This window comes from Thiomonas sp. FB-Cd (genome assembly GCF_000733775.1).
GTDB lineage: Bacteria > Pseudomonadota > Gammaproteobacteria > Burkholderiales > Burkholderiaceae_C > Thiomonas_A.
Genome location: NZ_JPOE01000002.1, coordinates 2659582 through 2679483, shown reverse-complemented (window position 1 = coordinate 2679483; position 19902 = coordinate 2659582). Strand labels below are relative to the sequence as shown.

At 60.3% G+C, this 19902-nt stretch carries 16 protein-coding genes and 5 pseudogenes; 8 read left to right on the top strand and 13 right to left on the bottom strand.

The window, feature by feature from the left end; translation table 11 throughout:
• Positions 1–19: 19 nt before the first annotated feature.
• From CD04_RS0113010 to CD04_RS0113000, 3 genes are read left to right on the top strand one after another with little or no spacing between them, the layout of a single operon-like run.
• On the top strand, positions 20–736 hold the full coding sequence (locus CD04_RS0113010) for a hypothetical protein (protein WP_031407414.1): 717 nt from the start codon (positions 20–22) through the stop codon (positions 734–736).
• On the top strand, positions 720–3236 hold the full coding sequence (locus CD04_RS0113005) for a site-specific integrase (protein ID WP_051849166.1): 2517 nt from the start codon (positions 720–722) through the stop codon (positions 3234–3236). Before CD04_RS0113010 ends, CD04_RS0113005 begins: the two co-directional genes overlap by 17 nt.
• On the top strand, positions 3233–6427 hold the full coding sequence (locus CD04_RS0113000; RefSeq protein WP_051849165.1) for a hypothetical protein: 3195 nt from the start codon (positions 3233–3235) through the stop codon (positions 6425–6427). The genes CD04_RS0113005 and CD04_RS0113000 overlap by 4 nt, the downstream gene beginning before the upstream one ends.
• A gap of 285 nt (positions 6428–6712) precedes the next feature.
• Here the strand turns inward: CD04_RS0113000 and CD04_RS21895 are convergent, their stop codons facing one another.
• Both CD04_RS21895 and CD04_RS23255 read right to left on the bottom strand, forming a co-directional pair.
• Entirely contained in the window at positions 6713–7144 is a 432-nt protein-coding gene (locus tag CD04_RS21895) for a transposase (RefSeq protein ID WP_051849164.1), read from the bottom strand.
• Positions 7145–7258: 114 nt separating this feature from the next.
• A pseudogene (locus tag CD04_RS23255) lies at positions 7259–7681 on the bottom strand (IS1634 family transposase); the annotation flags it as partial.
• Positions 7682–7780: 99 nt separating this feature from the next.
• On the opposite strand from CD04_RS23255, the pseudogene CD04_RS24695 reads away from it, so the two are divergent.
• A pseudogene (locus CD04_RS24695) lies at positions 7781–7963 on the top strand (helix-turn-helix domain-containing protein); the annotation flags it as partial.
• A gap of 91 nt (positions 7964–8054) precedes the next feature.
• Here the strand turns inward: CD04_RS24695 and CD04_RS24690 are convergent.
• The gene (locus CD04_RS24690; RefSeq protein WP_051849163.1) at positions 8055–8651 is read right to left on the bottom strand and encodes a chorismate lyase; all 597 of its coding nucleotides are present in this window, start codon (positions 8649–8651) and stop codon (positions 8055–8057) included.
• 620 nt (positions 8652–9271) lie between these two features.
• Complete coding sequence (locus CD04_RS0112975) at positions 9272–9754, bottom strand: hypothetical protein (RefSeq protein WP_156030264.1); 483 nt, start codon at positions 9752–9754, stop codon at positions 9272–9274.
• A 162-nt stretch (positions 9755–9916) separates the two neighbouring features.
• Between CD04_RS0112975 and CD04_RS24685 the strand changes: the two genes are divergently transcribed.
• From CD04_RS24685 to CD04_RS23780, 3 genes and pseudogenes are all read left to right on the top strand, one after another.
• Positions 9917–10369, top strand: coding sequence for a hypothetical protein (locus CD04_RS24685; RefSeq protein WP_231480578.1), 453 nt, complete (start codon positions 9917–9919; stop codon positions 10367–10369).
• A 145-nt stretch (positions 10370–10514) separates the two neighbouring features.
• Positions 10515–10973: a 2Fe-2S iron-sulfur cluster-binding protein gene (locus CD04_RS25275; protein ID WP_197033100.1), complete on the top strand. Its 459-nt coding sequence runs from the start codon at positions 10515–10517 to the stop codon at positions 10971–10973.
• Positions 10974–11067: 94 nt separating this feature from the next.
• A pseudogene (locus CD04_RS23780) lies at positions 11068–11813 on the top strand (IS5 family transposase).
• Between the two features lie 245 nt (positions 11814–12058).
• On the opposite strand, the gene fdxA reads toward CD04_RS23780, so the two are convergent.
• Together fdxA and CD04_RS0112945 are read right to left on the bottom strand one after the other, a co-directional pair.
• A complete protein-coding gene (fdxA, locus tag CD04_RS0112950) occupies positions 12059–12382 on the bottom strand; it encodes a ferredoxin FdxA (protein ID WP_031407403.1) in 324 nt (107 codons plus the stop codon).
• Positions 12383–12764: 382 nt separating this feature from the next.
• Positions 12765–13301 (bottom strand): annotated as a pseudogene (locus CD04_RS0112945) (IS630 family transposase); the annotation flags it as partial.
• Between the two features lie 235 nt (positions 13302–13536).
• Here CD04_RS0112945 and CD04_RS0112940 point away from each other — a divergent pair.
• Positions 13537–14487, top strand: coding sequence for an IS110 family transposase (locus tag CD04_RS0112940; RefSeq protein ID WP_369792830.1), 951 nt, complete (start codon positions 13537–13539; stop codon positions 14485–14487).
• A 17-nt stretch (positions 14488–14504) separates the two neighbouring features.
• Here CD04_RS0112940 and CD04_RS0112935 read toward each other — a convergent pair.
• From CD04_RS0112935 to CD04_RS0112905, 7 genes and pseudogenes are all read right to left on the bottom strand, one after another.
• Positions 14505–14999 (bottom strand): annotated as a pseudogene (locus CD04_RS0112935) (winged helix-turn-helix domain-containing protein); the annotation flags it as partial.
• Positions 15000–15087: 88 nt separating this feature from the next.
• Entirely contained in the window at positions 15088–15432 is a 345-nt protein-coding gene (locus CD04_RS0112930; RefSeq protein WP_031407395.1) for a hypothetical protein, read from the bottom strand.
• Positions 15433–15444: 12 nt separating this feature from the next.
• Positions 15445–15729 carry a hypothetical protein gene (locus CD04_RS0112925; protein WP_031407394.1) on the bottom strand — a complete coding sequence of 95 codons (285 nt, stop codon included), beginning with the start codon at positions 15727–15729 and terminating at the stop codon, positions 15445–15447.
• Positions 15726–17147 (bottom strand): cbb3-type cytochrome c oxidase subunit I, encoded by a 1422-nt coding sequence (locus tag CD04_RS0112920; RefSeq protein ID WP_197033099.1) that lies wholly within the window; start codon positions 17145–17147, stop codon positions 15726–15728. The genes CD04_RS0112925 and CD04_RS0112920 overlap by 4 nt, the downstream gene beginning before the upstream one ends.
• Positions 17148–17158: 11 nt before the next feature.
• Positions 17159–17761 (bottom strand): c-type cytochrome, encoded by a 603-nt coding sequence (locus tag CD04_RS0112915; RefSeq protein WP_038167794.1) that lies wholly within the window; start codon positions 17759–17761, stop codon positions 17159–17161.
• Positions 17762–17814: 53 nt separating this feature from the next.
• Positions 17815–19248 carry a cbb3-type cytochrome c oxidase subunit I gene (locus CD04_RS0112910; protein ID WP_031407388.1) on the bottom strand — a complete coding sequence of 478 codons (1434 nt, stop codon included), beginning with the start codon at positions 19246–19248 and terminating at the stop codon, positions 17815–17817.
• Positions 19249–19258: 10 nt separating this feature from the next.
• Positions 19259–19783 (bottom strand): hypothetical protein, encoded by a 525-nt coding sequence (locus CD04_RS0112905; RefSeq protein ID WP_197033098.1) that lies wholly within the window; start codon positions 19781–19783, stop codon positions 19259–19261.
• Positions 19784–19902 lie beyond the last annotated feature (119 nt).

Sequence of the window (19902 nt, the reverse complement as noted above, 5' to 3'; positions counted from 1 at the left end):
TCACTCTCGGCTCCTAGTCATGCAACCGCAAAGCCACGAAAGAGGCAGTGCGATCAAACTCGGCGCGCGTCGCTTTCGATGGGAGATCGTCAGACTCAGCGCAATTCGGGGTCTCCACCAGGCGATTCCAAACGACGTGGCCGCCGGCTATCCTGGCACAGAGGATGATGTGCTGGCATTGACCACAGATGGAATCAGCCTTCTATTGCATCTGCGTCCCCTGATCTTGCAGCAGGCCGGAAAGAGGGTGAGCAAGGGCTTCGTTGTCATTGGCGGGTTGAACACGTGGCAAGCCCTTCAGCCGTGGCATGCGGCCAGGACGCGGCTTGAGTCGATCGAGTCCAGCCGCCTCAGTGATCAAGAGTGCGTCGCCACCCAGCAGGTCTCTACACCCAACGCGGGCAACGATCGATCACGCGCCGCCCGTTCCGTGCTCGAACCGCTCATCGAAGAAGTTCCGGCGCTCGTCATATCCAGCAAACTCGACGACGATGACATCGCTCGGTTGGCCCTCGCCGAGCGATGGCTCTTGGCCGCCAGTGTTGCACCCAAGCGGAGGATCGGCCGTGAATTGACCGCTCTTCATGGGCAAGCAAAGACACTGGGCCTTATCGACGAACTCACACCGCAGCTGCGGACTTTTACGGCATTGGCCCGCGTATTGGGTGTGACGACCCAGGGCCTACGGAAACAGCGCAGCGATGTAGACAGCAGCGACGATGGTGCAGACGCCTGAGACAGAACCCGCGAGCCGAGCCACGGGCGCGATCGAGCGGTTGTCCCGGTTGTGTGGCCACGATGCGGACGTCAATGCATTGCTGGAATGGATTGAGCCGCCCGCATCGGCACAAGCGTTGCCACTGGTCCTCGAGGGCCTGCGCGATCTGTTGCCAGTCATGCGCGATCTTGCAGCGGACAAGCCGGACTTGTTCGACGTTGTTGACAACGCGAAATTCGATGCGCTGAGAAGTGGCCTCGAAGAAATTGCCCCTGTCCTTCGCAACCTCCCAGCAGAGCTGGAACTGGCTGAAGTCCGTCCATCGCCTCGGCGCCCCAAGCAACCGTTCCGCGGGGTGATGTCAGGGTATCCCTTGTATACCCTGATCGGGACATGGCGGCATTTTGAAGCACGCGATGCCAAAGCCAAGACCATGCGGCCCGCCCTGGCTGCCATTGTCTTGTTTGCGAAGGTGCGCAGTGTCATGCAGCACGGGGCTGACGATGGCGCGACTCCCCTGTATGCCGGAGCCAAGGCTGCACGGCAAATGCTCGAAAGTGCAGCGATCCCCGAATCGTGGAGCATGTCGTTATCTGGCCTGATTGACGGCATTCGCGGGAGCGAAGCACAGTACCGCAGTGTCGCGGACGAGGGTGTACGCCATGCAGAACTGCGACGCCTGGTCGAGCCAGTTCTAAGAGCTCGCGGCCTGATCGCCGAGCGGCCTCCCAATGGCGCGCCCGAAGACCACGTCGTCGTCATCGAGCTGCAGCAGGCGCTGCCGACGGATCGCATTGACGTGCAGCGGGAGCTCCGCCTCCACACCAGCACCAAGGACGATCTCGAACGGGATGGGCTGACCCCGGGTGAGTTCGACACGGCGGAGGAGTACATCGAGTGGACTGAGTATGGGGAGGACTGGGATGCCGAGGCGAGCCCTGCAGGGATCGAGTTAGAGCCATTGGAGCGGAGTCTCGCGGAGCAGGTCATTCGAGCCCGGAGTCTGATTGGGCGGCGCGAACGGGCCGCCCAGCTGCTCGCCTGCGACTGGATACGCCCGGCTGACGTTGAGATCGCAGCGCTGTGGGCGACTCTGAAGCTTCGGCCGACAGCAAGCCCTGACGATCAGGAACGGGAAATCAGAGCACTGCTGGCCGTGACATTGTGGACGGGCAGGCCGGTTCAGGAGGTCGCAAGGATGCAGATCATCAACCGGCGTGAAAAGGCGCCCGAGCAGTGGTCGGCAGGCCTGTTGATGTGGGCCATCGATACCCGCGATCTGGCCGCCTCGGTGCTGCGTCCAGTCGGCCAACCCAAGCATCGCGGCATCGACCTTGGCCAGGCCTTGCCAACCGTTGACCGTATCACGCTCGATGTGGATGAGCTCCTCGGTGACTTTCTCGTCGTCTTGCCCAATGCGGCTTCGCTGGCTTCGTCTGAGCGGGTTCGAGCGGCCATGGCGTTCGCCACGCCGACGAAGACCTTGATCGAAGCAGCGCGGAGTTGGGTACGCGAGCACGCAAAGCAGGAGCACGGTCGCCTCACCTTGGCGATGGTCGAGACGTGGATGTTCAGATGCATCGTTGAGCACCGTCGCGACCATGCACTCGCCAGTTTGTTGACGGGGAGGCCGCATCAACTTGCCGACACCGGTTTGCATTACCTCTGCGTCAGTGCAGACGAGGCCGCGCAATGGCTTCGCGCTGAACAGCGGCAGAGGTTGGCCGAATTGAGTCGGGCGGCGCTCCCCATTCCCTATGCCATCGCCGAGGACAGAGAAATCCGGGCGCAGATCGGTAAAGCGGTGACCACAGTCGTTGGTGCACGGGTTGTGCCCCGACTCGAAGTGATCCATCGCATGGTTCGGTCACTGCGGAAGGAACTGGATTTGCAACGGGGCATGCCGATGGCCAGCGATGCCCGCTTGAAATTGCACAACGCCTACACGCAGTATGTGCATGCGATGCTTCGTTTTGCCCTTGGGATGCGTGACGTGGGACAACCGTTGCCCAATTGGGAGCGCATCGACACGAAGAACATGGTCGTGCTGCTGAGCGACAAGGATGATGTGGCCAGCACGGCCACACGAATCGCGCCGCTTTGCCCCACCCTTTCCCGGCAGCTCCAGCTTTACGCGAAGCACTGGCGCGCGACTTGGGCGAAGTTGCTCTCACACTCATGCGATAGCCTGCCTCCGGTGTTGTTCTACCTTTTGCGCAAGGGCTCGCATGTCCAGGTGATCGAGCGCCCCACTGCGGAGATGCGGCAGCAATTCAAGCTTCTAACGGGCTACGGTCTGCCGCTGAATTCAAGTCGCCACTGGCTGCGGACGCGCCTCGCACAGGAGGGCGTGCCAGGCGAGATGATCGAAGCTTTCATGGGGCACTGGCAGCGAGGCGCTGAGCCGTGGGGACGGTATAGCGCTCTGCCTGCGCGGGTGGTGACCGAGACCTTGCGCCCAACGTTGGAAAAACTCGTGTGCGAGGCGGGTTTCAGCGCGCTAAGAGGCTGGGCATGACAGGGTCCGCTTGGGGTGGTTTCGACATCGATCCCATTGCTGTTTCAGGGGCAGCCTCAGACATTCGGCGCCGGCGAGAGGCCAGCGAAACCCGGCGCGTTGACGTGCAAAGCACGGTGCGTGCATGGATCGAAGATGGGGGACATCGTTCCTGGCTCGAGGGGCAGATGGGCCTTACCGTAGACGCGCAACATGTCAAGGCGCTGCGCGCGAAGATTGACCTGGTCTATAGGGGGTCAGATAGGCGATGGGCGACGAACTATCTTGTCCGAGGCCTCGAACGTGGGCGGCTGCAGTGCGGCTGGCATGTGAAGGTGCCCCCGCACGTTCTCACGTTGCGATTGCCGTCGCCTCAGCTCAACGCAGACACCTTCGTCGGGCTGACAAAGTCAACTGACATTGAGCAGGCCATCCTCGCGTCCTGGGGCCAATGCGCGCAGTCTGCGGCCCCGGCGACGCAGGAGATGATCATTATTAGTGCGATCTGGCATTCGGCGCTGATTGATCGAAAGCGCATCAACGCTGTCGACGAACAGTTGCGTGCGGGGTCCGTGCGTGTCACTGCTGACGGGCAGTGGGCCTGGGTGGAATGGCAGGACGCACCAGGCAACTGGCAGCGCCATGTGTTCGATCCATACACGACCCTTTTGATCTTGCGTTGGTTGGACGATCGCGTCAGCGGGCCCGACAACTCTGTGGAGGCAACGCCAAAAGATCGAGAGTCTCCCTCGCTTAGGTTGTCGCTCAGGGTCTGGCGCACCCTGAGAGCGAGGCTCGGCAGTGAGGCGTTTGGCGTGCGCTGTTGGTCGGACTTCCTAGGCGCGGCGCAGGCCAAATGGCACTACGTCTTGCCGCCGGCTCTGGCGCACTACGCGCATGGGAAGATCAGTACCGCATCACTGCCTCCACATGCGTGCTGGCGGGTGCTTCTTGGAAAGAGGCTCGCACCGCAACCAGCCGAACGTGCCGAGGATGGCGAAGAATCGCCCGCCAGCTTCGTCGCAGATGGCAAGGGCAAACGAGGACGGGCCCCAGGCCAAGGTGCTCGCGCGCAGCCGGCCGGACGCAACGGCGAAGTCCGCGCACTGATGCTTGGCGACAACCGGCGTGCGGGCGTTGTCCTCGCCGCTCTGAGGCGCTATCGGAAACAATTAAGCGACTCCCGAAAACTCGACTGGATCCTGTGCGACTGGATGATTGCGCTGATGCGCCCGAGTGGTCGAACAGGCAATCGCCTGAGTTCCGCGCGCGAGTTGCTTACCCGAGTTGACCGTAGGCTTGACGCCGTGCTGGGCTCGACTCTTCCCGACGATCCATCGATCTGGAACGATTCGATCGAGGCCATCATTCAGTGTGCACCGCAGAGCAGCCGCGGCAACATCCGCACCGCGCTGGCTATGCTCGACGCCCATGTGCGCAGCGTGCGGTGCTGGGAGCATCCCGAGGCTGACCTCGGCAGGGATGAGGGTAGCGTTGTCGATGCCCAAGTTGTGACCGAACGGGAGTTTCAAGATGTGATGCAGGAGTTGCGAGCGCAGGCTGTATCCCGCGAATGTGAAGTCGCCGCAATCCTCGGCTACCGATGCGGGCTGCGGCGCACGGAAATTCGAGGCCTGCGCCTGATCGACTTTCAGGGTCGCGTGGAGCCTTTGCTATTCGTGCGCAGCCATGCGGGACGCGCGCTCAAACGCGATAGCGGCCGTCGCGTGCTGCAGCTCAAAAGCCTTTGTACCGAGGATGAGCTCGGGCTGCTGTACGCGCAAGCCGACGCCAGCGAGCGCATGGCGCAAGCCTCGCCCATTGCGCGCGACCTGGTCCTGCTGCTTCCTCAGGCCAGCGATCCGGCGGCACGCCTGCCCGAAGAGTCGTTGCTTGGTCCGGTCCAGGATGTGTTGCGACAGATATGCGGAGAAGGCGCGATTCGATTTCATCACCTCCGGCACAGCGCCGCGAACCGCACGCTTTGTGACTTGATCGAGGCGGCTGTCCCTGGGGCATCGCATCTGCTCGACCCAGAAGGGCTGAGTCGAGACATCGCATCTTTGCGTCACCGCGCTCTTGTCGGAGCCGGGCAATCGCTGAGACCGCTGGTTTGGGCGACCAGTGCCCTTCTGGGGCATGTCACACCCCAAACCACGCTCGGCAGCTATGTGCACGTTCTGGACATGTTGCTCGGCCATGCAACACGCCGGGAAGCCATGGCTCTGCGTATCCCCTCAATGACGCTGGCCTGGCTGGGGAAGACTAGGCCGTCCAGCATTGATGTGCTGCGCCACAGCCTAAAATCCGCCGCAGGCAGCGCTACACCTCAAACGCTCGCGTCGGTGTTGATCGCGCGCCTCGTGCCCAAGCTCTCGCAGCGTTTCCCGCTGTCGTGTCCGTGGCCAGTCGAGTCACTCCAGAAGGCTGGCCGCCGGTCAGCGGTGGCGGCGGAGAACGCAGCGTCCAAGCGCTTGGGCAACATTGTCGAGGCACTGCGCCTGATCCACGCGTTGCGGAATAATCCGAAAGCGCCCGAGGCCCTTCGCTTTGCCGGACCGACCGTGTGTCGGGCCATCGCAGAGCAAACTCGACGCTGGTCATCCTTGCGCGGCCCGAGCCCTGCGAGGCGGGCGACATCGGGCTACGTCGACGGGACGATCCGCGTCGGGGCCCTGGCGCTGGATCGGCCTCGAAAACATCGACTGCTTAAACCCAGGGCGTTGGAGCGCGATGCGCAGTCATTCCTGGCTGCCTGGCGCGCATGGCACAGTGAGGAGCCGGTGGCGGTCGAGAGGGTGCTGACCGTGCACTGGGCAAGGCATGACACAGACGACCACGCAATCGTCTTCACCGACATCGAAGAAGCTCAGCTATGGCTGAGCGCGGTAGGCCGTTTGCATTCTTTGGGCGCTCCCTTGCTGCTTGATGCGCTGCAGTGGCATCACACGCCCAACGCTCGTGGCGCCGACAGCGCGATCATCCAGCGCAACGCGTGGTTGAAGGCACTTCAAATGGACGGAGTAACGGTGACCAATGCGGCGCCGCGCAGCTTTGCACGCGCCAAACCAGCCCCCGCGGCGGGAGCATTGGGTGCGGGTGACGGCAATCAGCGCGGGCACTCCGGGGGGATGCTTCAGGCGCTTGATGCCGCCTCCTACGTCATGACATTGTCAATCTTGATTCGCGCCGCGTTGGGTCAAGTCACCTAAAGTAGGTACGCCAAGGGCCGAGGGAGCGAAGGCACCTCCGTTCAGGGAGCCCTGTGGGAAGTTCTCATGTTTCTAGCGATCGCAGAAATCCTGAGGTGCACGCTTTTGCTGTGGTCCTTCGCATCGCAAAGGTGATCCCTGCAGGCCGCTGATCTCGCCGAGATCGCCGGGCTATCGGCCTTGATCTGGGTGGTGTCGCTCTACCAGTTCAGACCGCTTCTCTACCTATAGACACGGCACGAATTATCCGTGAACTTTAAGGTGTCGGCCCTGATTTATTCATCTTCAAGGGGCGGCCAGTCGCAGCGCTGGGCTGTTGAACGCAAAGCAGGCAAGTGCGCGCAGCATCGGATGCCAGTGCGGGCGTGAGTGCGCAGCCTGACACAGGCGCAAATAAACCCGGCGCACGAAGGGCATCCCCTTCCTGGCGATCATGCGCAGCAGCCATTTGATGTTGGAGCCTGCCGCGCACAGCACGGCGTGCAACCGGTCGCCCTGCTCACCCTTGAGGGGGCAACGGTCCATGCGGCGATCGCTCTTGAGGTGGCCGATGATGGGCTCGATGGCCTGGCGCCGCTTGAGCTGTTTTCTGTCCTTGCTGCTGATGCGTTTGGATTTGCCCCGGTGCACGATATGCACATCCGGGTTGCCAGCATCCACGCCCCGATAGCTCAGGTCAACGAACGCGGTCGCCGGCTTTGACCTGCTGTCCTGCATCAGGATCGTGGCGCGCTCCAGTTGCTCGCTCAGGGTGTGGCCGTCGTAGGCCCGGGTTCAACAGTTCGCGGCGCAAATGATTGATTTCTCTTGTGTGAGGATCGAATCGCTCCACTACAAGAGGGTTAGTTGAGTGTTGAGTGTGGGTTTCTTGATAGTGAGTGCCGACAAGATGTCGGCGTGCTCCTGGCGGATCGTGGACAGGCCCGCGGCGGGTTGCGCGACACCGAGCGTGACTTGGTGATGTTGAATGCGGCGCAGTTTGTCCAAGGCGCGCTCGGGGGACAGGCGGGTGGCGCTGGCCTGCAGTCGCGTGCGCATGACGCGGTACAGGATCAGGGCCATGAAGCAGATGGCGGCATGGGCGCGAATGCGCTCAGGCAAGCGGTGGAACATCGGGCCGATCTCGATCTCCGACTTGAGGGCCCGAAAGCCCCGCTCGATGTCGGCCAGAGACTTGTAGCGCCCGACGACATCGGCGGGGGCCAGGTCGGGCACATTTGTCACCAGAAGATGTTGCCGCTGACGTTGCTCTGACCGCGCTGCTGAGCGAAGCCGTGAATACGCGGCCGCCGTGAATAACCCGCCAGATGAATGGATTATGGCAATCAAGGCTGGTAACGGTCCGAGCGGAACATGCTGCTTTGTCTGCTCCATCTCGCGTTGGCGACAACACTCGAGCGCATCCTGAAAGTCGGCCCGGTGTCGCTGCGCCTTCCCAGTAGCAAGGGCACAATAGCATCCAGGCTGAATCTCACCGCAGAGCACTTCTCGCGCGTCCTGCACCAACTCAGCGAGGCTGGGCTCATCGGCATCGAAAAGCGCGTCACCCATATCGCGGGCATTCTGCGCTTGCGGGCAAGTGCAAGTGCAAGCGGAATCGGGGTGCCGATGGCCGAGATTGGTGGCCCTATGCGCGAGCTAACGGCCGGCTGTGGCCGCGCAGCGCGGCCACAGCCGGCAGGAAGACCTCGGTCACCCAAAGCGCCTGGCCACGATGCACGAAGGCGGATCGCCGCGCCCACAACGGCGTCGCCGTAGGCAGTCCTGCGTATGCGCAGGCGGCGCGCCTCAATGCGTCGCGCGGCGGCAAGCGTCGCACCCGGATCTCGCCGCGGCGCGTCATCGCGCGCGCGAACACGGCATCGCCGACCGGCTGACTGCCCAGCGCCACCAGCAGCCGCCAGTTGCGGCGCAGCACATCGCGACGCGCTACGCTGTGCCCATACACCACAGGCACACCGTCAGCAAACAGCACCACCTCGCGCGCCCACGCTCGCCGGCCCAGCGGCTGCGCCAGCAGCGGCGCCTCGTCGCGTCGCGGCCGCGCCAGGCCCTGATGCAGTCGCAGCAGGCTGAAGGCATCGCAGTGTGCCCGCAACCGCGATGTCAACGAGCCGCGCTCGGCCAGCCAGGCGGCGATGCCACTGCGCCCGCCGCAGGGGTATAGCGGCCGCCAAGCGTGATCAACGCTAGCCCCGGAAGCGTACTTGCCGCGCCCTCGCATGCGATGCCCGGGTTACTTGCTGCCCAGCGCGGCGCTGAGGTCACCGGACTCGACTGCGCCAGTCACCAACACGCAACTGCTGGCCGCGACAATGAACAGGGAACGGACTCTCATGATGGTTCAATTCAAACGCGGTAACGTTGATCAACGCAGCATTCCCAACTCCAAAGCATAGCCGGTGCGGGCGCTTTTGAGCAGCGGCAATGTCCAAGTCGGCGCCTAGTAGTTAGCCTGACACCCATGCGCGCTTGGCGGTGGGCAGCAACCGTATTCAAGGGTTGCGCGGGGCCGCGCGAGATTCTTGAGCTCTACCGCGACGTCGCGTTCGTGCCCGAGAAACAGCCTTCTCAATGGTGGGCGTAGAGCTTACGGACCTGAACAATCCCAAATGAAGTGCTGATTGTCGATGGATCTATGAGCTTCTTTCACTCGCGGCAGAGGTGCTCATCGCCATGGTGGGTGTGATCGGCGTCGCCGTCTACGCTCGGTTCGCTCGCAACGGTCCCCGCTCGATATCGGAGATCAAAGGCGAGGAATAAGTCTCTACGGGTCTTGCGATGGCGTTCGCCGGCCTGTGAATGCAGCGACGATGCCCAAACCGCGCGTCATGGAATCCGGCGCTACCCGTTGCCTCGCGGGTAGCGCCAGGTTTTCTTGAGCGATCTCAGCGCAGCACAAACCTTCGTTTGCCTGAGACTTGGCAGACCGCGTGGATCTTGCGGGGTGCCACCAACTGCTGCAGCAAATGGCCTGGAATGGATGGGACGCACCTTCAGATCAACCGTTTTGAGTGAGCGGAACGCATGCTCGACGTTGGCCAGCGCCTTGTCGCTGCGCACGCATTCGGGGCCGTCCATACGATCGGTGGCAACCGAGGTGCGCATGATGTCAATGCCATTGAGCGGGATTTCGGCACAGGTGTGTTGGGCGTTGCGCGCCCAACACAGAATGTCGTCCTCGATGACGAGATCGAAGTTTTTGGCGACCTCCGGCTTGTGGCGGGCCACGAAGCACTCGCCACCATAACCATAGTCCGGCGGTTCGATCTCGACGAAGATGCGCTCAGCGAAGAACATGCGCTGCAACTGCCCCTTATCGGACACGTATAACTCAAACCGCGTCACGGCACGAAACCCTTACGGCATAATCCGGCGCCCGCCGCGCGGGCAGAGGCGCTTCAGCATGGCTGCTGCTTGAGCGGATCATCGCACGCACCTACAATGTGGTATTGAAATTACCCAAAATGGGCATGCTAGGCGATGGAGATGCTTCCCCCCGATACTGGACAAACCTTCGTGCCGCTGGAGTCTTCGGCGGAGCGCGATCTGGTGGAATGCGACCGCTGCCACCAATTGATCGCACGAACGGCCTGCTTAACTTTCGAAGGTGCGGATTACATCTACCACTTCTGTGGTCCCGATTGCTGTTCGACCAACGACGCCGGCCAAAGAAGTGGCAAAGGTGGCGACGGTGCCCAGGGCATTCGTTCGTCGGGGTTGCCCGACATCGAAGCGGGGAGGATCGCCTTTCTTATGGCGCGTGATGGTGAGCTGGCAGCGCGACAGTGGGTTGCGCGCACCTTGGCGATCTATCGGCGAGCTGTACTCGTCCCCGCTCACTTTGCGAGCACGCCGGAGTACCGGCGCAAGTTCATACTTTCCTATCTCTCCTTTCGCCGCTGGCTCTCTGGGAACGTGCCACGCGGGATGTGGACGTGACAGGTAGGAGCGCGAGCGTGCGCATCAAACCGCGGACTAGGTTCCCCCTCATACTGTGGTCAGGCACTTTCCGCTGCAACGGAATTTCGGCCCTGACCCTTAGGACCCTTAGTTTCGATTAGGACGAGGTCAGGCGTGGCCTACATTGGCGCGAAGAAGCCATGCCCGCCAATTTGAGATCTATCGATACGATCCCGAGTCGAGTGAGAATCCACGCATGGACACCCACAGCGCCGATGTCGATGCCTGTGGGTTGTCGGTGCCGGACGCGATTGATCACATCACGGACGAAGTCAATGACACTCTTAGTTTCCGGCGGTCGTGCCGGGAGGGTGTGTGGAGATTCTGCGCGAAGTATGGCGACTGCAGCAACTGGCTGGGTTGCGTCGCAGTGCCAAAACGACGGAGCGCCTACGAAGCGTCTATCCGCTCGATGACCTGCGCATCATCCGGGAACTTGATCCGGACTTGGTGCCGCTCAATCACAAAAACAACGCGCTGCCGAACCTTGGCCGAAGGCGCGGACTCCGCGTGCCGAATGGGGGCGATTGCAACGTCCACGCGACGGCCAGCAACTCAAGGGAAAAGAACTGCACGGGGCTAGTGCCTGCGTCCAGTTCTACTGCTGCGCCGGCGGTTCCTCTAGGGCGCGTTAACACGAATTACCCCGATGGCACAGACGAGTGACCCAGCCACTTATGGAAATCAGCCCCGAGCAATTCGCCCTTGTCGAACATTGTTTGCCCAAGCAACGAGGCAACGTCAGCATGACCAATCTGCAAATCACCAGTGCCGTGCTGTAGGTGGCCGAACAGGGCTGCAAGTGGCACGGGCTTCCCAATCGGTGAGGCAACTGGCACACGCTGTACATGCGCATGCGGCGCTGGGCCAAGGCGAGCGTGCTGGACAAGGTGCTCGAAGAGCTGCAGCGCCAGCAGGCGGTGCGCATCAAGATCGAGGCGACCTCGCTGGACTGCACCAGCATCAAGGTGCATCCCGACGGCAATGGCGCTCTATAAAAACAGACCGCAATCCATCGGCAAGTCCAGCGGGGATGGAATACCAAAGGTCATCTGGTTGCTGCGGATGCTCGAGAGGCCATAACGTTTAGCCTGTCTCCCGGGCAGGCCCACGATGCGCCCGCGGGTAGGCAATTGCTTGGCACCCGGGGCCAACGAGCGGCCCCATTTACTTGCTGATGGACCGTGCTTATGAAGGCACTGAGACGCGCCAACTGGCCCCTGAACTTGGCTTCATCCCTGTGGCGCCGCCCATGAAGACGCCCATTGAGCCATGGGAGTACGACCGAGCGATGTACAAGCGCCGCAACGAAGTCGAGCGCCTGTTCCGGCGCATGTTCTCTCTGTTCGAAAAACTCGACGCGATGTTCCGCGGCCTCCTCAGCTTCGTGCTGGTGGTCGATGGCCTTCGTGGTTGGTGTTAACAGGCCTTACATGAATAGCGACCTCGCGCTCAGCCTCTGAATTTTCTCAATGGTCTCTAACCGCCGCAGAACTATGTCGACTAGTCGACGGGCCCGTTGCACAACAAAATCGGAAAAATTCTGTCCCGCCCTGAGACACCTGCACCGTGCGGCAGATAGTCAAGGAAGGGGCATGGAGACGCAGCAACTGCCGGCTTCCATGTCTGCTCGTCTGCGGTTTGCGGCCTTACGTTCGCATCGCTCGATCAGCGTTCGAGCAAAGGCAGCTTCCCGGGCTTGCCTTTCCAGTCCTCAGCGTCCGCCGGCGGCGACTTGCGCTTGGTGATGGCCCGCCAGCGAGTCGCCAGCTCGGCATTGAGGGGGATGAACGGTGTCTGGTCGGACGGGACGTCGTCTTCCGCAAAAATCGCGCCGACCGGGCACTCGGGGACGCAGACCGCGCAGTCGATGCACTCATTGGGGTCGATGGCCAGGAAATTCGGTCCTTCGCGGAAGGCGTCGACGGGACAGACCTCGACGCAGTCGGTGTATTTGCACTGGATGCAGTTTTCGGTGACAACGAAGGTCATAGCGAGAAACTCCTCTGGAGCGAGGCGAAGACACCGGCTCTACCCAAAGCAGCGTCGGCCTCGCCGACGGGCCGATGACGTCTAGTTCAAATCGGTATGTATGATACCACTTATAATCGTGCGGTGCCTCCGATTGTTCGTGGCGTCGGCATCTGGAGTCAGGCTGTCCGGAGAAGGAGCTTGGGTCGTTAAAAAGCGCCTTGCGCGGAACAGATCTTTGGCTCCCCGCGAGAGGTTGACGCGAGATCGCCGATCGAGGGAGTTTGCCGAAAGCGCAGCTTCCGTGCGTCAAACTACGGCGCGCAAAAGGAGAACCTTGGCGGCTTGGTGCCCTCAGCAGTGCTCTGGCCGGCCTTAGCTATTGCTCCGGCCCTGTGAAGTATTAAGCTGCGTAGCGAACGCGCCGGTCCTGGAAGTAGCTCATCACACGCTGCGGGTTTTGTTCCAGCCTCGCCATGTGGTCGTTGGCAGCTTCGCGTAACTTGGCCTTGGTTCGCACCGGCACGCGTTTGCCCATTTCCTGTTTGAGATCGGCGTTGAGCCTCTCCTCAGGGTTGAGTTGGGGGCTGTAACTGGGCAGGTAAAACAGCTCGATCTGCGCGTGATGCAAGGCCACCCACGCCTTCACCAACTTGCTGTGATGCACCCTCAGGTTGTCCAGAATCAGGAACACCTTCCTGCCCGCATCCTGGATCAACGCCTGCAAGAACTCAATCAACTTGTCGGCATCAAACGCCTCGTCGATGATCATCCAGCGGGTCTTGCCCTGGTTGGTCACCGTGGCGATCATCGAGAGCTTCTGGCGCGTGCCGCCCACCGCCATCGCCACGGGGGTTTTGCCCGCAGGGGCAAAGCCTCTGCCGCGCACGTCCGTGTTGACCAGCGCGGTTTCGTCTCCCCAGTGAATTTCCCCGCCCTTGTATGTTTAAACCAGATCAGCGCGGTGCAGTCTAATCACCGTTGAGGTGACCGGACCGGATCGTGCAGCCTGAAACGCCCTGGAGTCGGCGAGCGTGCTCGCCAGCTCGTGGCTGAGTCGATTGCGCACGGACCCCGTGCTGGTCTTCCTGACGCCCGAACGGTTAGTTGAGCGGCGTTTCGCCTGCTCGCATGCACAGGCAAGGGATATGAAGACCATGTCTGGATCATCCGTGATGGTGGGCATCGACGTTGCCAGTGCGCATGTCGATGTGGCTTGCCTGGGAGCAGTCTTGCCATCGGAGCTGGCTCATGTCAGCAACGATGCCGAGGGGCATTCCGCCCTGGCCGACGCCCTGGTGAAGCTGCAGCCGGGGCTGGTGCTGATGGAGGCCACCGGTGGCTATGAGGCGGCGCTGGCGTGCGCGTTGCAAGCAGCGGGGCTGCGTGTGGCGGTGATCAACCCGCGCATGGCGCGTGACTTCGCTCGTGCGATGCAGCGCCTGGCCAAGACCGATCGCATCGATGCGGCCACCCTGGCCGAGTTCGCTGCCGTGCTGGCCCAGCGCCCCGACTGCGAGCGCTTCGTGCGTCCGCTGAGCGAGCCCGAGCAGCAGGATCTCGCAGCCCTGGTCACCCGCAGGCGTCAGCTCGTGGCCATGCAGTTGTCCGAGCGCCAGCGCTTGCGCCTGGCCCGCCCGGTGACGCGCCCGAGTATCGATGCCCTGCTCGAGGCGATTGCCCGCCAGCTCGACGACGTCGATGCCGAAATGGTCCGCCATGTCGAACAGCATCATGCCGTGATGGCCAAGCTGTTGCAAAGCGTGGCCGGGATCGGCCGCATCGCTGCCGCAACCTTGATCGCTGAACTGCCTGAACTGGGGCGGCTCAACCGGCGCCAGATCTGTGCCTTGGTCGGCGTGGCCCCCTACGCCAAGGACTCCGGGTCCAGCCGAGGCCGACGACGCATCACCGGCGGGCGCTTCGAGGTGCGACGTGCCCTGTACATGGCCACGCTCACCGCCACACGATTCAACCCCGCCATTCGCGCCTTCTACAAGCGTCTGGTGGCCGCGGGCAAGCTCAAGAAGGTGGCCTTGATCGCCTGCATGCGCAAGCTGATCACCCACCTCAACGCCATCACCCGGGACCATCTGAACGCTCAAAATCAGCCTTTCACTGCTTGACTTTCAACACGGTTACTGGCGCGCTGCTCGATGGCGGGGTATTCCCCCTCCAGCCAAGCCTGCACCGCCGCGGGGCTTTGCTCATAGGCTCGCTTGATGGGCTTTTGCGGCGTAAAGCCCCAGCGGGTGAGGTACTTTCCAACGCTGCGCACCTGCAGTTTGATGTCGAACTCTTGTTCAATGAGTTGCATCACCGCAGCGCGGCTCCACAGATGGAAGTCCATCTTGAGTTGCTCGGGACGCGTGTCAATGATCATGCGCTGGATCGTATCTTCTTGCGCTTGACTGAGCACCCGACCGTCGCCTCTGGCGCGTCCCCGCCGAGTCGGTCGGATGGCGCTCCAGCCGCCAGCCTCGTACAAGTCAATGGCCGCTCGAACGGGCGGGTAGCTCAGCCCCGTCATGTCCACGATCTGCATGATCTTGACGCCCCGCTTGTGCAACCTCACGACTTGCTTGCGCCGCTCGTGAAGTTGCTCCAGTGTTTGCTTCCTTGCGTTTTCTTTTTCCATCATCAATGGATCAAAAAACTTGCTGAAAGTTCATATTTTATTGGGCCTTATCTATAGTCGACGTTGAACAACCTTCAACGTCGACTGTCTACGATTGCGTCAGAATTCCACCACGATAAATTGCAGCCCACAACGCAAGAACGGAAATGACGTTGCCTGCGAAGAAGAGCGCCCAGAACGCCACCGTTCCATTTAGAAATCCAATCCGGAACAGTGCGACGCCGAGAATCGCCACGATGGCCGCAACGATGTTGGTCATCCCAGGCCAGCGTGCGAAGTCGCGTGTTCGCGTCCAGATACTCAATCCGAGGACAATGACTGCACCCACATAAGCCACCCAAGCCGAACTCTGCAGGCTGCCAATATCGAGCACCGCGGCATACGAGAGCCAAAGCCCGATGGCTGTACAGATGAGGTTAAAGAAAACGCGCATTTTTTATCCCTCTCAAATTTCATGAAGCGACTGGATATAACGCCAAGATAGCTTGGGAATGAAGCTGCAGACCGCCGCTGTTGCGCCCATCAATATTTTCCATGGAAGGCCCAGTGGGGTGCTGAGCCAAAGCAGGACAACCGTCAAGATCTGGCTGGCATAGCACAGATAGCCGGCCGCTGTGAGCAGTGAATTTCCGCGCATGCGCCCAGCCGCATAGAGCAGCGCATAAAAACCTGCAAAGATTACAAAAAGGCCGAGCAATAGGGCGGTCGACAGCACTGCTTGCGCATTCACGATCTGGCGCCTGCCAAAATCTGGGGCACGACTTCGTCGGGGTTGGACTCTGTGTCTTTTCGCTTTCCGACCATGGCCAGATCGTAGATCAGCAGCAGATAGCCAATGGCGAACATGATGCCGAACCCCATGCGCACATACATGCCCTCGACAAACCAGGAACTGCCCTGCGCGTTGATGAATGCCTGCATCGTCGAGCCTCCCAGCGCCCTTTCATAGAACGCTTGCGCCATGCCGGCAATCAGCAGCCCACCGACCATCCCGATCACGCCGATGTTCAGCAACGCAAATGCCCACTTCCAAAGAGGTCCTGTCACCTTCTTCGCCCCGCGCACTTGCGCAAGGATCACATAAAAAATCGATATCAGGCCACAAACATAAGCTCCCCACCACGCGAAGTGCCCGTGCGAAACCGTCCATTGCGTGCCGTGGGTAAACAGATTGATTTGTGGCAACGTCATCATGAAGCCGAAGACCCCCGCACCGAAGAAGTTGCCAAAGGCCTCGGCAAACATCCAATAAAGCGCGGGCCGATTCTTGCACTCCATACGGTGGACCCCGGCGTCATAGACCGAGTGCACGACCATTCCGATCAAGGGCAGTGGCTCGAGCGCGGAAAAGAAACCGCCAAGGTCGAACCAGTATTTCGGGGTGCCAATCCAGTAATAGTGATGGCCGAGCCCGAGAATCCCGGAGCCCATCACGAGGGCGATCGTCACGTAGAGCCATGTTTCGACGATCCGGCGTGGGGTGTTCAGCAGGCGCATCAACGCCCAGGCCATGATGCAGGCAATCAGGACCTCCCACGTAGCCTCGACCCAGAGGTGCACGAGCCACCACCACCAGTACATGTCTTTGGACATGTTGGTTGTGGCTGGAAAGGCATCGAGGTAAAGCACGAATAGCGGGATCAGGTCGACGATCAGCACGCCGAGCACACCCGTCATTTTTCGCGCCTTGATCGCCGTGGCAATGATGTTGAACATGAACGTTGCAACGATGGCCAGGATTCCCAGGGCAGCCCAGCGAGGGGCTTCCACGTATTTGCGGCCTTGATTGATGAACCACAGGCTGAATTCATCGCCCTTGCCATACTGGACAAAGATAAAAACGCCGGCCACGATCGCAAACGCCAGCAAGAAGACATAAAACATGAGATTGGCGAATTTGATTCCCACAACCTCGCGCTCGACTTCCTCAGGCAAAAACCAATAGACGGCACCGAAGAACCCCATCAAATTCCAAACGACGAGCGTGTCGATATGCAATATTTTGGCGGTGTTAAAATTGAGGGTGCCGAGCAGCATCGAGGGCTGGATGTAATAGGCAGCGGTAAGCAGGCCTGCAACGATCATGACCCCGAACAAGGTGAACGCCGCAATAAGATATTTAATGGCCAGTTTCTGAGAGAGATACATGGTTATTCCTGTCATTGCTGGGGTTCATGGCCGAAATTGGCTGGGAATCCATTGGTGTTGATCGCCGAGAGCCATTTGAGATAGGCAACGACTGACTCGGCGCCGCTTTGACTGATTTGCAGATTTGGCATTTCGCGGCTCCAGGTCGGGTAAAGCTCCGGGTGCATGAGAAATTTGACCATCGCCTCCTGCTTCGTACTGCTTTGGGTCATGGGCATCCACTGGGCCTCCCAAGCCGGATCGAGCCAGGATTTTGTAAGGTCCGGGCCGTAATAAGCCCCATTCCCCAAGAAAGTATGGCAATCAATGCACGCGCGTGATTGAATGACCAACTTTCCTTGCGCGAGCAGGGCCTTTGCCTGCGCCTCGTTGTACCGTTTCCCAAATAAAAGCTGTTCCTTGCCAATCACCGGAACGTCGTGATCGACGTTTGGATCATATTGATAGGAAATTTTGTGATTGATCACCGTATAGGGGGGAACATGCCCGCCACCGGCTGAAATGTCGGCCAGACTGTTGACGGTGAGGAAAGCCAGAATGATGAGCATGACTGATGTGGCGCTAATCGCGCCCGCTCGCCAGAAACCGGGATCTTTCGTGTAGGTCGTTTCCATCGTGTTGAATGAGATGATTAGAAGAGTTGATTTTTGAGGTGAATTCGATGTTGCTAACGGGGCGCAGATGCGCTGGTTATTCGGCGATGACGAATGAATGTTGCCAGGAATAATCCCATGGCAGCCATAATCAGAACTGCAAAAATTGCCCCAAGAGTCGCTGTATTCTGACCGATGGCGCGTACCGCTTCGGCCGGGATGGCGTTGTAATCGGAATATCGTCTTGGTACCTGCAATGAGCCCGCAATGAAAAACATGGCGAGAAAGCCGAAGCTTCCCCCGATCAGCAGCGATAGTCCCCACATGCCGCATTTTTCCGAGCTGGAGCCAAGCGCGTGGTAGTAATAGCCGACCAACATCGGCAGCAAGCCGAGAAGGTAGTAGGTGTGAAAATGGGCCGGAACAAATAGGGTGTTGTGCAAAACGTTGTTCACCATGATGGTGGAGTCCACGACGGCTGCGAAACCCCCGGCGATCCAGCCGATGATGCCGATGACCACCGCCAACGGCGCGAAGCTCCACTTCATGTTTGACTTGTAGATCTGGGTGACCACGCCCATCACGGTGACAACGGTCGACGGCACTGCGGAGGCATAAGACGCAATCTGCCCGATCACGGCGAGGGCGAAGGGCTCAGCAAAGTCCTGATACAGATGGTGGGGGAACGCGAGCAGGACAAAGAAGAAAACGGCGTTCCAGGCCAACGCGACGAAGCGATTGCTTTTCCACGGACGGCCCGTGTAACGCGGCAGGATCTGATAGACGAACGCGACCCCGACGTACAGGGAGATGTTGGCCATGGTGTGGCCCCAAAGCATGACAAGGTTCTTGGCGAACAATGGATTGAAATGAAGGCTCGGCTGGATCCATTGCCCCAGGTACATGATCAAGAGGACGGAGCCGGCAAAAGACGTGGCAATGCCGGGCAGGATGTAACTGCACATGGCGATGATGATCGGCGGTGGCGTTTCCACGGTGGGAGTTCCACGCAGGTACTGCCAACCCATGGCATTGGCGAATCCATACCGCTTCACGATCGCACTGAGCATGGCGTACTGAGACAAGAGGAGGGCGTTGTCCAGGACCATCAATGAAATGATCGCGATGCCGATGCTCCAGCTCGTCCACACCCCCATGGACTGGAAGGGCAGCGGATAAAGCATGTACCACCCCGGGCCGAAATTGCCGAGTAGCGTGGCCGCCAACAGGCCCACGACCGCGAGCACGTAACAGAGGTAGAGGACGCGCACCATGGACGCCCGCACCTGGACATAATCTTTGAGCAGATAGAACAACCCGGCGGTGGCGCCCACAGACAGGGTGCCCACCATGCCCAGGCCGTGGAGGGTCATCAAGGCATAGAAACGCGTTGCACCGATGGTGAGAACGTCCCCCTGGTTCAGCCGCATGGCGATGCCGGCGAGCAGCAAGACGATGAACACAAGGGGCACGGTGATGGCATAGAGCAGCAAATCGGAGCGTTTCATGGCATCTCTCTCACTCGACCTTGAATTGGGAAACCATCACCTGATGGCCCACGCCGCAATATTCCAAGCACAAAATGCTGTAAAGCCCTGGAGTGTGAAACGTGTATAACAATCGGTTGGTGTAACCAGGCATGGCTTGCACCTGTGTCAACATGGTGCCGGCAGCGTTGTAGATGCCAAAGCCGTGATTCACATCACTGGACGTGACGCGAAACTCGATCGTCCGGTTCAAGCCAAGGACCAGCATTCCGGCGACAGTGGTCGCGCCGGACACCGGCGTGAGAGTCCATTGCCACATTTTTCCGTCGACCGCCACGACCGCCTGCGGTGTTTCCTTGAACTGGTCGAGATTCGGGGCACGAGGCATCGTGAAACCAAGAATGACGAGGAGGATCAGCGTGAGCGCGAAAAACCAATATTTCCGCACCCGGTAGACACTGTGGGTCACCTTCGCGGCATCTTCGTCTGCCGTGCTTTGGGAAATGACGAAAAAACCAATGCCCATGATCAGAAAAATTCCGACCATCGCAATCATGCCCGCGTAAATGTTGATCATCCGTGGCTCCCAATCATGTTCTCAAACTTTGCATCGGCCCCAATATTTCATGACTCTCTGAATGCTGAAATATCGTGCCCACGGTCCCGCGCCCGCCC